Raw genomic sequence first — 18,199 nt, 5'->3', positions numbered from 1 at the left:
GCCCCCTGCCTGACTTCGCAGTTGGAGATGTAGTTATGTCTAGTGCCCACCCCGACGGCTATGCCGTCACCCCCACGTTCGCTAAACATTACCAAACCATGCGGGCGCATTTTTTTAACCGAGACCCGAACCGCTGGCCCATTTATCGTACGCCGGGTTTAGCCCAGTGGCTCGAGCAAGGTATGCTCCCCGCGCCAACGTCACCCGATATACATTTACTTGAGCAACAACACGTGCCCAGCCACAGCGATCTGAGTCATCATATTTTTCCGCCGCTTGCTTTACACGCGGCAACACACTCCAAAGATTGGACTGCACCGCAAGCGGTCGAAAATGTGATTACTGCGCCCTGTGACCCTGCCATTCATGGCGCACTACTGGCTACTTTGGCCAATCCAAACTTGGTGTATAGCGAATACGCGGGGTTGTCGGTAGAGCTTGAGCAAACTATCGTCCGCCAAGTCGCCAACTTGATTGGTTATGATGACCAACGCGCCACGGGGCTTTTTACCCAAGGTGGCACCTTTGGCAACCTCTACGGTTACTTGCTTGGGCTGAGAAAACAGTTTCCGCTGTCCGGTCAGCGGGGTCTGCAAGGGCAAGACTTTCGGATGATTAACTCATTGGCCGGTCACTATTCCAACATGACGAACCTCGGCCTGTTAGGGACAGATATTCCTAATCAAGTGCTTCGCGTCAAAGTCGATGCGCGTAACCGCATGGATTTGGATGATTTTGCCTACACCTTAAACGGCTGTTTGGCGCAAGGGCTAGCGGTTCCTACCATCTTGCTCACCTTTGGGACCACAGACACCTTTGCAATTGATGACATTGAACGCGTGTATCAGATCCGAGAGCGTGCTTGTCAGCAATATAACGTCGTCAGCAAGCCTCATATTCATGTGGATGCGGCCGTCGGTTGGCCACTTATCATGTTCAATGATTACGACTTTAACGACAATCCGCTCGGCATTAACAGCGTGACTAAGCAAAAACTCGCCGCCTTACTCCCGCGGATCCGTGGTCTGCGCTATGCCGATTCCATCACGATCGATTTCCAAAAATGGGGGTTTGTCCCTTATACCTCCAGTTTGGTGATGTTCAAAAATAGCGACGATATGGAATGCCTCAAACAAGATCCTCACTATTTCTCCTATTTTGAAGCGAGCAAAACCACCCATACCCATCTGCAATCCACCATTGAGTGTTCTCGCGGTGCAGCGGGGGCTTATGGTGCTTACTGTGCGCTTAATATGCTGGGCAAGCGAGGCTATCAGACCATGATTGCGCATGGCTTACAAAACGCGGAGTATCTGAAGGGACGATTGAGCGATTTACCTTATTGCAAAGTGGTCGCAAGAGATAACTTGGGGCCCACGGTGGCCTTTCGCCTGTATCACCCCGCTGAAGACCTCGATGTGGATACCTTGTTCGAGCAAGAACAAAAGCTACACCAATTAGGCGCGCGTATCGACAGCATTACCCAGCACAGCTTATTTCACCGCCAGCACTTTTTGGCTCGGCAAGGTCGAAAACTTCATACCAATTGGGTTGAATCCATTGCCCATACGGAGTTCGACACCGATGGCCAATGCTTGTTTATTCCCGGCGAAAAGGCCGTGTTCCTTAATCCGTATACCGAGCAGCGCCATATCGGTGAATTTATTGACACCTTAATGGCAACGGAGACTGAACAGCCCGCCTGATCGCGGGCTTACCAACGCCAAAAGTGCGGCATAAACAGGGCCAAAACGGTGAAATACTCCAAACGGCCCAAAATCATTGCGGCATTCAGGAACCAAATACCGGTGTCACTCACCGGCTGGAAGTTGCTGCCAACCTCACCAAAACCTGGGCCCAATACATTGATACATGCGACGACCGCGGTAAATGCAGACCAAAAGTCGAGACCTGTCATCATCATCAACAAGGTGAAAACACCCGTGGTCAGCGCAGCCAGCGACATAAACGCCATAACCGCTTGCGTCACGTCGTTGGATACGACTTTGTCCTGATAGCGAATAGGCAGCATCGCTGAGGGGTGAATCAATTGGTGCAGCTGGCGACGAATAATTTTAAACGTGATGATATCGCGAATAATTTTGTTCCCGCCAGCAGTCGAGCCTGAGCAGCCACCCAAATAGGCACAGAACACCAAGAACAGTCCGGTCGCCGCAGGCCAAGAGCTTAAATCAGCAGCACCGAACCCCGTACTGGTAATAAAAGACACCACATGAAACGCAGCAAAGCTTAGAGAAACCCACACCGATTCATAGCGTGATTCACCGTATAAATATAATCCCAATATCAGGGATAAGCAGGCAACGACAATGAGAAAGACCCGTGATTCTTCATCTTCGAAATACAAACGCACACCCCGCCAACCGATGCGAAAAATACGAAAGTGCAAACCGAAGTTAATCGCGCCAAGCAGCATAAAGACATTGGAGATCATCAACATCAAATGGCTTTGAAAGTGCCACATACTGGCATCATGCGTCGAGAAGCCACCGGTTGAAACGGTTGAGAAACTATGGGCAATGGCATCGTAAGCACTCATCCCCGCCAAATAATACGCAAGGGCACAAGCAAGCGTGATCACCACATACACGCCCCATAAATAGTGGGCCGTTTTAGAGATCCGCGGGGACAATTTCTCGTCTTTGATGGGTCCGGGGGTTTCTGCTTTTAACAGCCGCATCCCGCCCACGTTCAACATAGGAAGCACCGCGACCACAAAGATAACCACACCAAGTCCGCCCATCCATTGTAAAAACTGGCGATACAACAGGAAAGAGGCGGGCATATCATCCAGCCCACTGAGTATGGTGGCACCAGCGGTGCTAAGTGCACTGATCGACTCAAAGGTGGCATCCGAAAAATTCACCCCAGTCACCAGTTTAATCGGGATCCCACCCAATATACCGACCAAAATCCACGTAAAGGTCGAAAACAATAAGGCATCACGGAAGGTGACTTGGCTTAGCTTACTTTTACGAAATAGCCAAGAGATAACCAAAGAGGCCATCATCATCAGTAAAGAGGGATAAAAAAACTGTGTCGACACATGATCGCGAAATAGGAATAGCGACAGAAGTCCAAACACAAATTGAACAATACCCATCCATAAAACAGGCATGCCCAATAGACGCAGTGTGTTTTGAAAGTTAATCATGACATGGGAAACTCATCATTAACGCACCAGTGGCCTGCAAGCCCTTCGAACCACTCGCGTTATCACGCCATTAAAGGCGACAACGGTAAAAGTGCACATTAAACCGCGCACCGTTAAAAGTATATAGCTGGCACATCGGGAATGTCCCACAATGCCACAGGCATATCAGCGCCGTTAATACCCTGCCAACAAGGCATTACGTCGCAGACATGGATCAAAAAAGCCGGGCATTGCTACCCGGCTTTCTATTATTTACTGCGCTTGGCGACGCTCACCGCGGAATGAGCCGCGATCATTGCCACGGTCACGGTTGAAGCGACGTTCGCCACGACCACGGTTGTCACGGTCTTGACGACCACGGCCACCGCGATCGCTTGGGCGACGGTCACGGATCACATTGCCTTCAACGCGTTGTGCGTTGGTTTCTTTCTGGCGAATACGTAGCTTCTGAAGCTGCGCAAAGACTTCTTTTGGCATGGTCTTTGGCAACTGTACGTAAGTGTGTCCCGGTGCCAGTTTGATCGCACCAATGTTGTTTTTGTCTAGACCTAGCTCGTTGGCAATCGCGCCAACGATATCTTTAACTTGTACGCCTTGCTCACGACCCACGCTTAACTGATAGGTATCCCAGTCTGCCGGGTTGGTATCACGGCGGTCACGACCATTTTGGCGATCATCACGACGACGCTCACGACGTTGGCTTTCACGTTCCATCGCCGCAATCATAGGATCAGGGCCTTTGTAGAACAATGGACGCTTGCCTTGCTGACGCTGAAGTAGCATCGCCGCTAAGGTAGTCGCATCAACTTCGATGTCGTTTTGGAGCTGTTCAATCAAGCTGACGAAAGGAGCGATTGAGTCAGCATCTTTTTTCTCAGCCAGTTCGCTAGCCAAACGGGCCACACGAGATTCCGCTACTTTATCGCGGTTCGGCAACTGGATTTCGTCCATGCGCGTCTGAGTGACACGCTCAATGGTACGCAGCATACGCATCTGGTTGGTACGTACCAGCAAGATCGCTTTACCTGCACGTCCAGCACGACCGGTACGACCAATGCGGTGAATGTAAGATTCAACATCAAACGGAATGTCATAGTTAAAGACATGGGTGATACGTGGCACATCAAGACCACGCGCAACAACGTCAGTTGCTACCAAAATATCAATCACGCCACGTTTGATGTGGTCAACCGTACGCTCACGTTGAGATTGCGGAATATCACCGTGCAGCGCAGCGGCTTTAAAGCCACGTGCAGACAACCAGTCCGCAAGACGCTCGGTATCTTGACGAGTACGAACGAACACAATCGAGGCGTCTGTGTCTTGCGTTTCCAAAAGACGGCTCATCGCTTCGTCTTTTTCTACGCCTTTCACAACCCAGAATTGTTGCTCAACTTTCTCAACCGTACGGTTGCTTCCCGCAACATCGATGCGAGCAGGCTTACGCAAGAAACGATCAACAATTTGTTTAACGATTGGAGGCATGGTGGCAGAGAACAACACGCGTTGTGCCGACTCAGGTGCTTGCTCCATGATCCAAGTGACGTCGTCTACGAAGCCCATTTTGAGCATTTCGTCCGCTTCGTCGAGAATAAAGGTATGTACTTCATCCAGCTTCAAACGATCGCGGTTAATCAAATCTTTCACACGACCTGGGGTACCCACGATAATGTGCGCGCCGCTTTTCAGCGCCTTCATTTGATCAACGATCGAAGCACCACCGTAGATCTCAAGAATTTTGAGGCCTTTGATGTTTTGCGCCAAGGTTTTCATCTCAGCAGCAACCTGAATGGCCAACTCGCGAGTCGGCGCCATCACGATGGCTTGAGGTTTATGCTGGCTTAAATCAACTTTGTTCAACAGCGGCAAAGAAAACGCCGCGGTTTTGCCCGTCCCCGTCTGCGCTTTACCTAGCGCATCACGGCCTTCTAGCAGCACAGGAATAGACGCAGCCTGAATCGGTGTTGGCGATTCAAAGCCCATGGCGTCAAGTGCAGATAAAAGGGTGTCGGCCAGATCTAACTGGCGAAATTTGGTTACAGATTCTTGCATTGGGATCCCAATCTATGAGTGTAGCGAAACGGGGCCCCTTCAGCGTTCTGCTCAACCAGCTACACTGCTCTTTCACAGTGTAAGTCACCAGCGCCACGGGCCTCGGTAATTAAGGGTGTGCATTCTGCGCTATTCAGGCGAAAAAAGCCAGAAAAAGTTGAACAACTTCACAAATTTTGCCGATTTCGCGCACTCATGTGGCACATTGTTTATCTCGCATACAATCCCTGTATGGTTACGCATCAACCGATTACTGGCGATTCACTCGGATCCACGCCTTACCACACCATCGATAGCAATTTCCGGTCACGGGTTGGTTTTGCGTGACCGAATACGTATAGTGTGGCGATTCGAAAACCGAGACCGATGTTATGTTTCAAGACAATCCCCTGCTAGCGCAACTTAAGCAACAGATCCAAGAAACCCTGCCCAAGAAAGAGGGAACGGTGAAAGCCACTGAAAAAGGCTTTGGCTTTTTAGAAGTGGACGATAAAACCAGCCTCTTTATTCCACCACCGTATATGAAGAAAGTGATGCACGGTGATCGTGTTGAAGCCTTCGTTCGCACAGAAAAAGAGCGTGAGGTCGCAGAGCCGGATGCCTTGATTGAGCAAAGCATTGACCGCTTTATTGGTCGCGTTCAGTGGATTCGTAACCGTCTCAATATTGTCCCGGATCATCCGCAAATCAAAGATGCTATCCGCGCCAAAACCCAGCGCGGCTTATCGCAAGACGAACTTAAAGATGGCGACTGGGTTGTCGCATCCCTGATCCGTCACCCACTCAAAGGCGACGACAACTTCTTCTGCCAAGTCAGTGAAAAAATCACCGATGCCAATGACAAGATTGCGCCTTGGTGGGTCACGCTAGCAAAACATAACTTACCAAACCAAGAGCCTGCGCCTAAAGAAGCATGGGCGATGTTGGAGCAAGGTTTAGAGCGCCGCGATCTGACCGCGCTCCCCTTCGTGACCATTGATAGCGAATCGACCAAAGATATGGACGATGCGTTATATGTAAAAGCCAACGAGCAAGGCGGCTTTACCATGACAGTCGCGATTGCCGATCCGACTGCGTATATCGATGCGGATGACGACCTTGACCAAGTGGCCCGCAGCCGCGGCTTTACGATTTACTTGCCCGGTCGCAATATCCCAATGTTGCCTCGCGATCTGAGTGACGATTTGTGTTCACTACGTGCCCACGAGAAACGTCCGGCGCTTTGCTGTACCTTCAATATCGCTGCCGATGGCACCATTGCCGATGACGCCGAGTTTTTCTCAGCATGGATCCAATCACACGGCCAGCTAGCCTACGACAAGGTGTCTGACTACATCGAGCAAGGTGAACAAGCAGCATGGCAGCCAGAGAGCAGCGACATCGCGGATCAAATCCATCAGTTGCATCAGTTTGCACTTGCTCGCATTGAATGGCGTGAAACGCATGCGGTGACCTTCCCCGATCGTCCAGACTATCGCTTTGAACTCAGCGAAGATAACGATGTGATCGCGATTCACACTGACGCGCGCCGCATCGCTAACCGTATCGTTGAAGAGGCGATGATCAGCGCTAACATTTGTGCGGGTCGCAAACTGCGTGAATCGTTCGGTTTCGGTATTTTTAACACCCACGCAGGCTTTAACAGTGACAAGCTGGACGATGTGGTCGAGTTGGTCAAAGCCCATGAAGGAGAAGCCGATAGCGAAAGTTTGGCAACCGTTGAAGGCTTTAGCGCATTGCGTCGTTGGTTAAACAGCCTCGACAGCACGTATCTCGACAACCGCCTGCGTCGTTTCCAAGCGTACAGTGAAATTGGTCACGAGCCAGCTCCTCACTACGCGATGGGCCTTGATGTCTACGCTACATGGACATCGCCTATCCGTAAGTACGGCGATATGATTAACCACCGCTTACTCAAAGCGAGCATTCGCGGCGAAAGCGAAGCTAATGCCCCTGCGGATACGGTCGGTGAAGAACTGGCTGGTCATCGCAAACACCACCGCATGGCCGAGCGCGATGTCGCTGATTGGCTGTACGTCCGTTTGTTGAAGCCAGAAGTGGAAGCACAAACCCGTTACACAGCGGAAATCTTTGATATTAATCGCGCGGGTATGCGTGTTCGCCTACTCGAAAATGGCGCACCGGCGTTTATCCCATCGTCGCTGATCATCGATAACAAAACCCGCATTGCCTGTGATAAAGAAACTGGCACAGTGACCATTGATGGCAACGTTGAGTTTAAGCTTGGCGACAGCCTAGAAGTGGTGATTGCGGATATCAAAGAATCCACGCGCTCTATTGTGGCAAAACCAACCCAAGTGTTTGCGCTGCCTGAGCAAGCGAAAGAAGAATAATCTCGCCCTCTTTCTTGTGGCTCTCTACGGCGAGTCCACTCCCCTTCAAAGCCAAGCCTTACCGCTTGGCTTTTTTATTGGGCGTCTTGCGCCGAAAGTGATAGGTTAGTCATTAGTTTCGCGCTATCTAACGGCAAGGCGCCAGGGTCATCGAGCCACCATCCCATCGATAACAAGCCTTGACGGCGCATCGGCAGGAAAAAGCACAAGGCTGGTCACAGTCTGTTTGTTTAAGGCCCTGAATTTGGCACCCTTTCACCGTGCGCAAACTATGATAGCTAAAACACAAGCATTGGTTTTTCACACTTGCCACGCAGTATATAAGGTGTCATGGGGCTGTTACATTCACCGTTAGCACGTTTGGGCGTGCCGCTACTTATCTTCCTTGTTTTTGCTGCCGGTTATCACCCGTTGCTGGCCTCGCTTTCGCCATACCTAAACTTACTCTATGCCGCTCCCTTCTATTTATTATTTACTGCCCTGCTATTAAGTCACTTGTTCAAGAGTGCGCGTGTTGGCATGACTGTGGTGATATTGCTTATTAGCTACACCGTCATTTTAACCCGGCTGCAATCACCACTGACTGACGGCACAACCTATTTGGAATATGTCCTTCTAGTCGTATTGTTGCCGATTAATTTGCTCTATATTCGCATCACCCGCGATAGAAAGCTGACCTCGCTGTATGGCTTGTTATTTTTTGCCGCTATGGCACTCGAGATTGGCTGGGGCGCGCTGTTAGTGATGCAATATGGTGAATTGGCGACCTGGCTGTACCAGCATCCAGTGTTTGTGCGCATCCCCGCCTTTAGCCCATTGCCCCTGCTTTTGATCGTAATGCTACTGATTGCGCTGTGTATGGCCGCGATACGTGTTTTACATAAAAACAGTGTCGATGATCATGCCACCTTTATCGCGCTCACCTGTACATCAGTCACGGTGATCTTTTTTGATATGGCCTATGTGTCATCATTTAGTTTTGCCATTGCCGGCTTACTCCTTATTGCCAACCAAGTCGCGTTTAGTCATCAATTGGCCTTTTTAGATGGTTTAACCGCCATTCCAAGTCGTCGGGCATTGCAAGATGAGTTAAAACACCTCGGTCGTCGTTACACCATCGCCATGCTCGATGTGGATCACTTCAAGCGCTTTAATGACACCTATGGCCATGAAACCGGTGACGATGTGTTAAAACTGGTGGCGAGTTTGCTGTCACAATGCGAAGGTGGCGCAAGCGCTTTCCGCTACGGCGGGGAAGAATTTACCCTTTTATTCAAAGGAAAAACCACCGATCAATGCCTGCCTTTTCTTGACGCATTGCGAGAGGATATTGCCCAATACCCGTTGGTACTTCGTGAAGAAAACCGTCCCACCAACCCGAGTGAAGGCAAGCAAAAACGAGGACAGAAAAAAGATAGCGCAACCGTTCATGTGACTGTCAGTATCGGCTTCGCCGATGCCTCGCAAGCCAGCCAACCGGATGAAGTGTTGCAACTGGCCGATCAAGCGCTGTATAAAGCTAAACAGGCGGGAAGAAACTGTATTCGAGGAAGCGAATGATAAAGCTAGGGTTAGTGTGTACCTTCATCCTGTTGCTAAGCGCATGTAGCAGCTCACCATCGGATCCGGACTCAAGCACAACGCCCGTCTCCTCGGCTCACTCACATTCCGCAAGCAGCCAAGCATTGCACTACGCACTAACCCAGCACTACCAGCAATGGCAAGGCACGCCTTATCGTTGGGGAGGCACCTCACGCCAAGGCATCGACTGCTCGGCTTATACCCAGCGCGTTTATCGTGATGCGCTATCCACGCCCTTACCGCGCACAACTCATGGCCAAGCAAAGGGCGGCTATCCGGTTGATTATCAGGATGCTCAATTGGGCGATTTGGTTTTCTTCCACATTCGCCCCGGCTTGCGCCATGTTGGTATCTATCTCGGCAATCAGCAATTTATGCATGCGTCCACGTCACAAGGAGTGACAGTGTCACGCCTCGATAACCCTTATTGGCAAGCGCGCTTCTGGCAATTCCGTCGTTATTTCTGAGGCGAGGCTTTTACCGAGTCAGCCAGTTCGCAACAGGGTTGATAGCGCGGACATGTGACGACATGATCATTGACCATGCCAAGCGCTTGCATCAGCGAATAACAAATGGTCTCGCCCACAAACTTAAAGCCACGCTTTTTCAAAAAGCGACTCATGGCGCGGGACTCGTCGGTCGCGGTGGCGACATCGGCATCCGATTGGTGGTGGTTAACAATTGGTACACCGTCAGTAAACTGCCAAAGTGCTCTCGCCAAGGATCCATACTCTTCCACCAGCGTCACCGCCGCTTTCGCATTGGTAAACACAGACGCTACTTTCAAGCGATTGCGGACAATCTCGTGGTTGGCCATGATCTCAGCAATATTCGGCTCAGCCACGTTTGCCAGTTGATAGAAATCGAAATCAGAAAAAGCGGCGCGATACGCGGAACGCTTTTCTAGAATCAGCCGCCAACTTAATCCTGCTTGCGCGCCCTCTAAGCAAATGAACTCAAAGATCGCTTGATCATCAAATGTCGGCACGCCCCACTCGGTATCGTGATAATGCCGCTCCGACTCACTCTGCTGTGCCCATTGGCAAGGTTCCATGACAATTTTCCTTAAAGTTGGTTGCATGATGGTAATGTATTTGTTCCGATTGTCCGCGATTTTGTTGTTCATGCCACGAAATCAGCGAGTTAACTCCGTATAAATCTGTCGATTTCGTTAACATGTCGCTATCTTTGATCGCTACAAGTCTATGAAACGTAACATACTCGTTGTTGTCAGAGTGCATTCACTCTCAGTGGTAACCATAAAGGAAAACACGTGACAAAAAAGCATATTCTTATCACAGGGGCAGGACAACGGATCGGCTACGCGCTTGCTTGTCACTTTCTTGCCCAAGGGCATCAAGTCACTGTGTCGTATCGGACACCGCGCCCCCAAGTGAGTGAGCTTATCGAGCGAGGCGCCCACTGTATTCAGGCGGACTTTTCTACCGATGCCGGCATTCACGCATTTATCCAAGCCATTGACGCGCACAATCCGGTGTTTGATTGCTTAATCCATAATGCCTCATCGTGGGACAGTGAAAAGCAAAGCCAAGATTTCGCGGCTTTGTTTGACAGCATGATGCAAATCCACGCCAAAACGCCTTATCTAATCAATATGGCGGCAACCCGATGGATGAATAGCGGCGACATTATTCACCTGACCGATTATGTGGCCCATAAAGGTAGCGCAAAACACCTTGCCTATGCCGCGAGTAAAGCCGCGCTTGAAAACCTCACGCTATCGTTTGCCCAACAACTCGCCCCCGACATCAAGGTAAACAGTATTTCCCCTGCGCTTATCATGTTTAACGACGGCGATGACGATTCCTACCGTGAAAAAGCGCGCAAAAAATCGATTTTGGGCACCGTGCCCGGCGAGCAGGAAGTGATCGACGCCTGCGACTTTATTCTTGCCAGTCAGCATATGACGGGCCAATCCCTTAAACTCGATGGCGGACGCCATTTAGCGTAATTGCCTAACTGGAAAGCACAATGATGAATGACGCTGTGATCAAAATTACCAACCTACGTTTGCGTACTTATATCGGCTTTAACCCCGAAGAACAGGAAAAAAAGCAAGACGTGGTGATTAACGTAGAAATTCACTATCCCGGCCGCAAAGCCAGCCAAGAAGATAATGTTGACGACGCACTGAACTATAAAGTGATCACCAAAGCGATTATCGACTATGTTGAGAATGGCCGCTTTTTGTTGTTGGAAAAACTGGTCGCCGGCGTGCTCGACATTGCACGCGATCACCACTGGGTGCGTTACGCCCAAGTAACTATTGATAAGCCGCATGCGTTAAGGTTTGCCGACTCCGTCTCACTGAGCCTCAGTTGGACAGACCGCGATTCGTAACCGCGTAAAGAGTTCGTTAGAATAATTCGAACATCTTGTTCAAGGTAACTTGGTTCTGAATTTCATTTTACCTTATATACTGTGTTGGAATTGTTATTAGGACAGGGACTATGACAGCAAAAACGAGTTACGATCCTGTAATGCGGGTGCTGCACTGGCTCTCTACTCTGGTCATTATCGGCTTGTTTGCCGTGGGCCTGTGGATGGTCGACCTTAGCTATTACAGCAGTTGGTATCAAACCGCCCCACATTGGCATAAATCCATTGGGATCTTGCTCGCTGGCGCCACCATACTGCGCTTAGGGTGGAAAATCACTCATACGATGCCCAAGGTTGAGGGCAAAGCGTGGGAACGTAAGGCCGCGACCGCGGCACATCACACGATTTACTTGCTCCTCGCAGTACTGTTTGTGTCTGGGTATTTAATTTCCACCTCAGATGGCCGAGGTATCGACGTGTTTACTTGGTTTACCGTGCCGAGTGCTGGGGAGCTTTTCCCTAATCAGTCGGATATCGCGGGTGACGTACACTATTACGTTGCCATTACCCTGATTGCCCTAGCCGCTGTTCACGCACTGGCTGCGTTAAAGCACCATTTTATTGACAAAGACAATACATTACGGAAGATGATCGGAGGAAACCCGAAATGAAAAAACTCATGTTAGCCATGGGAATTAGCGCCGCGACACTCTTATCTGGGCCTGCATTGGCAGACACTTATATGATTGACACCAAAGGCGCACATGCCTCTGTCAACTTCAAAGTGCCTCACTTGGGCTACAGCTTTATCAAGGGTCGCTTTAACAAATTTGATGGTCAGTTTGAATTTGATCCCAACAACATTAGCGCGTCTAGCGTGACAGTGACCGTTGATACCACCAGCTTGGACTCCAACCAAGCCGAGCGTGACAAGCATATTCGTAGTGCGGATTTTCTTAACGCGAGCAAGTTTGGCCAAGCCACTTTCAAGAGCACCAAGGTCACAGATAACGGCGATGGCTCAATGACTATTGCAGGCGATCTCACCTTGCATGGGCAAACCAAGCCGATTGAGATTGACGCTGAATTAGTTGGCCACGGCGATGACCCTTGGGGTAACTACCGCGCAGGCTTTATGGGCAACACTCGCCTCGAGCTTGCTGATTTCGGCATTGCCACTATGGGTCCAGCCACGTATGTCGATATGGAGCTGCACGTAGAGGGTATCCGCCAATAAGGGATAACCCTTTCCTTCCCTACTAATCCACACGCCCCGGCACCTGCTGGGGCGTTTATTATCTATCCCTAAACATTCACTATACTCATAAAAAGCGACGCCTTGGTCTGGCGATGATATCCATTAAATGATAAGGATACCTATTTATGAGACTCACCTCTTTTAAGCGTCTTTCCTTCGTTTTTGCTTTCTGTCTCGCCACAATTCCTGCACAAGGGGCGATGAAAATTGTTACCGCAGTCAACGACGCTTGGCCTCCTTACGTCACTCGAGATACAGCTAAACCGGGCTTTTCTGTTGAAGTAGTGACCGCTGCCCTTTCTACCCAAGGCTATGACACCAAATTCTTACTCTTCCCTTGGGCGCGTGGTTTGTACGAAGTCAGAAATGGGCGAATCGACTTAATCACCACCACTTGGTACACAGACGCACGTAGTGAATTTCTACTCTACAGCGACCCCTATTTCGCAACCAATATCGATATCATGATGCGAAAAGACACAGCGTTTAACTTCACTGGCCCAGACAGCCTTACCGGCAAACGGGTTGCCAGTGTACTGGAATATGGCTATGAACCTTGGTTTTTAGACGCGGATTATTTTCAACGGGTGGAAACCACCTCGTTAAGATCAAGCTTACAAATGCTCGCTGCCAAACGGGTCGATCTGGCTGTGGGCAATCGCTTTGTGATGCAACACGAGCTCGAGCCCTTAAACCTAGATGCTGATGATTTTCACTTTTCCCCCACCCCGATGATCAAGCAACATATCCATGTCACCGCCGGCAAAGCCAACCCTAAGGCGCAAGAATATATTCAAGCCTTTAACCGCGGGTTAGAAATAATCAAACGGAATGGCACCTTTGACGATTTGAAGCAAAAATACGGGCTGCTCTTACCAGACGATGTGGCTGCAGAGTGAAACCCTATCGTCATAGTTGCTGGTTAGGATGCCTATCAATGTCTCATTACATCAGTTTGGCTATGACTTCTCCGATTAACATTGCATTCTTCGACTTAGACGAAACACTGATTGCCACCGACACCAAGCAAGCGTGGCTGGAATACCTTTGCCAGTGCGATCTCGCCCCGCAAAACGTGGTCGACCAAGAAAAACGGGCGTATCTGGATTTTAAAAAAGGCCGCATCAACCTTGAGCAGTATATGCAAGTGCAGTTGAGCCCAATCAAAGGAAAATCCACTCAAACTGTGGCTGCATGGGCGACCGACTTTATCGATCAGCGCGTTGCTCCCGTGGTAGTGCCACAAGCGTTAGAGCGCATCGAGTGGCATCGCAACCGTGGCGATCACTGTGTGCTGGTATCGAATACCGCCGCACACTTGGCAAGGCCAATTGGCGAACTACTCAAACTCGATACCGTGATTGCGATTGAGCTTGAAACATTAAATGGTGTGTATACAGGCAGCATATCCCATTGCGTGCGTGATTTTCGTGGCAAGCATGACTACATGCAGGCATGGCTATCTGACCGTCATGACACGGTCGGCCACACATACGGTTACAGTGATTCGCACTGGGATGTCCCCTTGCTTGAGCAAGTCGACAGCGCTTTTGCGGTTAACCCGGACCCGCACTTAAGCCTGCATGCCCAAGAAAAAGATTGGACCATTATGGAATGGGCTCGCTACGACACCATTCGTGATTAGTAAAAGATCACAGGAAACGTGACGACAGGGCGCCTTGTGTGCCCTTTTTAATAACACTCACTTGAGAATGATTATCATAACCGTTATCTTTAACGTATGATCGGCTGGCGACCTCACGCCGTAGTCACTCGCATAATGAACGAGATTAACGCTTATGAGAAAACACCTGCTAATTATTGCGGCGCTCTTGCTCTCTCCGATGGCGCACGCCGACCAATTAAAACACGCGGACAAGCTAAAAGTGGTGACCAGCTTTACCATTCTGGCTGATATGGCTGCCAACGTGGCGGGCGAGCATGCCGAGGTAGTGTCTCTCACTAAACCCGGCGCGGAGATCCACAATTACCAACCCACTCCGGGAGATATTCTGCGTGCGCAAGGTGCGGATGTGGTGATGTGGAACGGGTTAGGCTTAGAGCGCTGGTTCGAACGTTTTTTCCAGCACATTGATAAGGTGCCGAATGTGATCTTATCTGACGGGGTGGAGCCGATTGTGATTGCCTCGGGCCCGTATCGTGGCAAGCCCAACCCACACGCGTGGATGTCGCCCTCTGATGCGATGCGATACGTTGATAACATCGAGCAAGCCCTGATTAAGTACGACCCTGTCAACCAAACGCACTACCAAGCCAATGCCAAAGCCTACAAAGCGCAAATTCAAGCCGTGTTCGCGCGTGCGCAAGATGCCTTATCCGCTGTCCCCGAATCCCAGCGTTGGTTGGTGAGCAGTGAAGGCGCGTTTTCTTATCTGGCGCGTGATTTAAACCTCAACGAAGCCTATTTATGGCCGATTAACGCCGAGCGCCAGGGCACACCGCAACAAGTGCGCGCGCTGATTGATACCGTGCGAGAACACCAAGTGCGTGCTGTCTTCTCCGAAAGCACCGTGTCTGATGCGCCCGCCAAACAAGTCGCCGCAGAAACCGACGCACACTATGGCGGCCTTTTATATGTCGATTCGCTCAGCAGCGCTGACGGACCCGTGCCTGACTATCTATCCTTACTGACAGTTACCACAGAAACCGTGTTAGCGGGGTTACGCCATGACGCACTATGATTTAACCGACGGCACGTCCAGTGTGTTAGATGTCAACGAGGTGCGTGTCGTGTATCGAAACGGCCTGTGTGCTCTTGAACACGCCAGCTTCTCGCTGCCAGCGCAAACCATTACTGCCCTAGTCGGTGCCAATGGCAGCGGCAAATCCACCTTGTTTAAAGCGATCATGGGGTTTGTGAATCCCGGCAGTGGCAGCATTGCGGTGAACGGCACCCCAATTAAGCAAGCGCAAAAAGCAGGCTTGGTCGCTTATGTGCCTCAATCGGAAGAGATTGATTGGTCGTTCCCGGTGTTAGTGGAAGACGTGGTGATGATGGGTCGCTACGGCAAGATGTCATTTATGCGTCGCCCCAAAGCGGCGGATCATCAGGCCGTGGATGAGGCCTTAGCCCGCGTGGGTATGACAGCCTTTCGCCAGCGGCAAATTGGTGAACTGTCCGGCGGACAGAAAAAGCGCGTTTTCCTCGCCCGTGCTCTGGCTCAGCACAGCCCGCTGATTTTACTGGATGAGCCTTTTACTGGCGTAGATGTCACCAGTGAAGAGTCGATTATGCGTTTGTTGCTCGAACTTAAAGACGAAGGCAAAACCATTTTAATCGCCACCCATAACCTTGGCACCGTGCCCGACTTTTGCGATCGCACTGTGCTGGTCAATCGCGCGGTAGTAGCAGGCGGACACACTGAGCATGTGTTTACCACCGAGAACCTGAGTGCCATTTTTGGCGGCAAACTGCGCCAGTATGTCATGCCCAGCGATCAGCTCCACCAAGATGCCGATCCGCGCGAGCTGTCGGTGATTTCCGACGATGAACGTCCCTTGGTGGTGTACGGCAAGCGCGAACAAAGCGCGCAGGAGCGCCGCGAATGAGCTTACTCGATCCTCTCGCCTATCAATACATGCAAAAAGCATTGCTGGTCACCACCTTAATTGGTGGCGTGTGCGGCTTGCTCTCCGCCTTTTTGATGCTCAAAGGCTGGTCGCTGATGGGCGATGCCCTCTCTCATGCGATTGTACCGGGCGTTGCCGGCGCTTATATGCTGGGCTTGCCCTTTTCACTCGGCGCTTTTGTTGCCGGCGGCATGGCCGCGAGTGTGATGCTGTTTTTGCACCAACGTAGCCACATCAAACAAGATGCGATCATCGGTTTGATCTTCTCAAGCTTTTTCGCCTTCGGCCTGTTTTTAGTCTCCATTTCGCCCGTCGCGGTCGATATTCAACAAATTATGCTGGGCAACTTGCTCGCCATTGCCCCGCTCGATGCGGTGCAAATGCTGATCATTGCCTTGGTCAGCCTCACCGTACTGGCGGTGAAATGGCGTGATTTTATGCTGACCTTTTTTGATGAAAGCCACGCCCGCTGCATTGGCTTGCCAGTCGTAGGGCTCAAAGTGCTGTTTTTTGCGCTGCTCAGCGCTTGCACCATGGCGGCACTTAAAAGTGTCGGTGCCTTTTTGGTGATTTGCTTGGTGATCGCCCCCGGCGCCACCGCCTATTTATTGATTGATCGCTTCGGGCCCGTGTTGGTCATAAGCGGCGTCATCGGCACACTCACTTCACTGTTTGGGGTGTACATCAGCTATTTCGCCAACCTTAACGCCGGCGCACTGATTGTGCTGGCCCAAGTGGGACTCTTCATAGCCGCCTTTGTGTTTGGCCCCAAACACGGGATCCTCGCACGGCGCGCTAAACGTCAGGAGGCACTGCAATGAATCCATATCAACTGACTTTTATGCAAGATGCCTTGCTGATGGCCGTCTTGGTAGCGCTGCCCTGTGCGCTTCTTTCGTGCTATTTGGTGTTAAAAGGCTGGTCATTAATTGGCGATGCCGTGGCACACGCGGTGCTGCCGGGGTTGGTGTTGGCAAACTTATTTGGCCTGCCGCTGATTGTCGGCGCCTTTGCCGCAGGATCTGCATGCGCCACCAGTGTGCATTGGCTCAAACAAAATAGCCGTGTGAAAGAAGACACCTTGCTGGGAATTGTATTTTCTGGCTTTTTCGCACTGGGGCTGATTTTGCAAGGCCAGTTCCCGTCTGATTTGCACCTTGACCATATTCTATTTGGCAACCTGTTGGGGATTAACCACCAACAGCTGCTCACAGCCGCCATCACTGGCTTGGTCGTGCTGGCGCTTGTGCTGCTTAAAGGGCGAGATTTAATGCTGCTCTCGTTCGACCCTGCGCAAGCCAGCGTGCTCGGACTCCCCGTACAAAAGCTTCACTGGCTGCTGCTCTCAGTGATGATTGCCACCATTGTGGCGGGGTTACATGCTGTGGGGATTATCTTAGTGGTAGCGATGTTGATTGCACCAGGCGTCACCGCCTTTATGCTCAGCAAGCAATTTAGCCGCATGTTATGGATTGCCTGTGCGATCGCCTTAGTCACCGCCGTGGGCGGCGTCACCCTCTCGTTTTACCTCGACAGTGCACCCGGCCCGACTATTGTATTGCTACTCACCGGCTGTTTTGTGGTGACCTTCGCGTGGCAGCAATATCAAATCCACCGCAACCAACAACGCCCGCAGCCGACGCGCCAAACCACAAAAGCAACGCGCTCTGCCACCACCCACTCAGCGCAATCGCACTGATCGGCATCGGCGAACACAGCGGCATCCCAACCTCAGCAGTGCGCGAGATAGAGCTCGCGCATATTGCTCGTCGCATAGGTTTTATCGCCCATGTCCGTCATCTTGCCTTCACGTACGCCAAATACCATAATTAGGTATATATTGGTATC

The 18,199-nt window shown here is 50.9% G+C and carries 17 protein-coding genes; 14 read left to right on the top strand and 3 right to left on the bottom strand.

The features are described 5' to 3' along the window. Positions 1-35 precede the first annotated feature (35 nt). Entirely contained in the window at positions 36-1,706 is a 1,671-nt protein-coding gene (locus E8E00_RS16760; protein ID WP_096631711.1) for a pyridoxal-dependent decarboxylase, read from the top strand. An 8-nt stretch (positions 1,707-1,714) separates the two neighbouring features. On the opposite strand, the gene E8E00_RS16755 is transcribed toward E8E00_RS16760, so the two are convergent. Continuing rightward, positions 1,715-3,175: a TrkH family potassium uptake protein gene (locus E8E00_RS16755; RefSeq protein ID WP_096631713.1), complete on the bottom strand. Its 1,461-nt coding sequence runs from the start codon at positions 3,173-3,175 to the stop codon at positions 1,715-1,717. Between the two features lie 252 nt (positions 3,176-3,427). Then, positions 3,428-5,227: a DEAD/DEAH box helicase gene (locus tag E8E00_RS16750; RefSeq protein ID WP_069588724.1), complete on the bottom strand. Its 1,800-nt coding sequence runs from the start codon at positions 5,225-5,227 to the stop codon at positions 3,428-3,430. A gap of 371 nt (positions 5,228-5,598) precedes the next feature. Here E8E00_RS16750 and E8E00_RS16745 point away from each other — a divergent pair, with 371 nt between their 5' ends. From E8E00_RS16745 to E8E00_RS16735, 3 genes are all read left to right on the top strand, one after another. Further along, positions 5,599-7,581 carry an exoribonuclease II gene (locus E8E00_RS16745; RefSeq protein ID WP_096631715.1) on the top strand — a complete coding sequence of 661 codons (1,983 nt, stop codon included), beginning with the start codon at positions 5,599-5,601 and terminating at the stop codon, positions 7,579-7,581. A 330-nt stretch (positions 7,582-7,911) separates the two neighbouring features. Then, positions 7,912-9,141: a diguanylate cyclase gene (locus E8E00_RS16740; RefSeq protein WP_096631718.1), complete on the top strand. Its 1,230-nt coding sequence runs from the start codon at positions 7,912-7,914 to the stop codon at positions 9,139-9,141. Further along, complete coding sequence (locus E8E00_RS16735; protein ID WP_069588728.1) at positions 9,138-9,629, top strand: C40 family peptidase; 492 nt, start codon at positions 9,138-9,140, stop codon at positions 9,627-9,629. Before E8E00_RS16740 ends, E8E00_RS16735 begins: the two co-directional genes overlap by 4 nt. Here E8E00_RS16735 and E8E00_RS16730 read toward each other — a convergent pair. Continuing rightward, positions 9,620-10,216 carry a DNA-3-methyladenine glycosylase I gene (locus E8E00_RS16730; protein ID WP_096631720.1) on the bottom strand — a complete coding sequence of 199 codons (597 nt, stop codon included), beginning with the start codon at positions 10,214-10,216 and terminating at the stop codon, positions 9,620-9,622. The genes E8E00_RS16735 and E8E00_RS16730 overlap by 10 nt on opposite strands. Positions 10,217-10,435: 219 nt before the next feature. Here E8E00_RS16730 and folM point away from each other — a divergent pair, with 219 nt between their 5' ends. From folM to E8E00_RS16680, 10 genes are all read left to right on the top strand, one after another. Further along, positions 10,436-11,134, top strand: coding sequence for a dihydromonapterin reductase (gene folM / locus E8E00_RS16725; RefSeq protein ID WP_096631723.1), 699 nt, complete (start codon positions 10,436-10,438; stop codon positions 11,132-11,134). Between the two features lie 20 nt (positions 11,135-11,154). Beyond that, positions 11,155-11,523, top strand: coding sequence for a dihydroneopterin triphosphate 2'-epimerase (gene folX / locus E8E00_RS16720; RefSeq protein ID WP_205907442.1), 369 nt, complete (start codon positions 11,155-11,157; stop codon positions 11,521-11,523). A gap of 110 nt (positions 11,524-11,633) precedes the next feature. Then, positions 11,634-12,173, top strand: coding sequence for a cytochrome b (locus E8E00_RS16715; RefSeq protein WP_069588733.1), 540 nt, complete (start codon positions 11,634-11,636; stop codon positions 12,171-12,173). Further along, complete coding sequence (locus tag E8E00_RS16710; RefSeq protein WP_096631726.1) at positions 12,170-12,739, top strand: YceI family protein; 570 nt, start codon at positions 12,170-12,172, stop codon at positions 12,737-12,739. The genes E8E00_RS16715 and E8E00_RS16710 overlap by 4 nt, the downstream gene beginning before the upstream one ends. A 146-nt stretch (positions 12,740-12,885) precedes the next feature. Continuing rightward, positions 12,886-13,659 carry an ABC transporter substrate-binding protein gene (locus E8E00_RS16705; protein WP_096631728.1) on the top strand — a complete coding sequence of 258 codons (774 nt, stop codon included), beginning with the start codon at positions 12,886-12,888 and terminating at the stop codon, positions 13,657-13,659. Between the two features lie 38 nt (positions 13,660-13,697). Further along, on the top strand, positions 13,698-14,405 hold the full coding sequence (locus E8E00_RS16700; protein WP_096631730.1) for an HAD family phosphatase: 708 nt from the start codon (positions 13,698-13,700) through the stop codon (positions 14,403-14,405). A 154-nt stretch (positions 14,406-14,559) separates the two neighbouring features. Beyond that, positions 14,560-15,462: a metal ABC transporter substrate-binding protein gene (locus tag E8E00_RS16695; RefSeq protein ID WP_096631733.1), complete on the top strand. Its 903-nt coding sequence runs from the start codon at positions 14,560-14,562 to the stop codon at positions 15,460-15,462. Next, positions 15,449-16,330 carry an ATP-binding cassette domain-containing protein gene (locus tag E8E00_RS16690; RefSeq protein WP_096631736.1) on the top strand — a complete coding sequence of 294 codons (882 nt, stop codon included), beginning with the start codon at positions 15,449-15,451 and terminating at the stop codon, positions 16,328-16,330. Before E8E00_RS16695 ends, E8E00_RS16690 begins: the two co-directional genes overlap by 14 nt. Then, complete coding sequence (locus E8E00_RS16685; RefSeq protein WP_096631739.1) at positions 16,327-17,172, top strand: metal ABC transporter permease; 846 nt, start codon at positions 16,327-16,329, stop codon at positions 17,170-17,172. The genes E8E00_RS16690 and E8E00_RS16685 overlap by 4 nt, the downstream gene beginning before the upstream one ends. Next, positions 17,169-18,050: a metal ABC transporter permease gene (locus E8E00_RS16680; protein WP_077639993.1), complete on the top strand. Its 882-nt coding sequence runs from the start codon at positions 17,169-17,171 to the stop codon at positions 18,048-18,050. The genes E8E00_RS16685 and E8E00_RS16680 overlap by 4 nt, the downstream gene beginning before the upstream one ends. Positions 18,051-18,199 lie beyond the last annotated feature (149 nt).

This window comes from Salinivibrio sp. YCSC6 (assembly GCF_004916735.1).
GTDB lineage: Bacteria > Pseudomonadota > Gammaproteobacteria > Enterobacterales > Vibrionaceae > Salinivibrio > Salinivibrio proteolyticus.
This window is presented reverse-complemented; position numbering and strand designations above follow the sequence as displayed.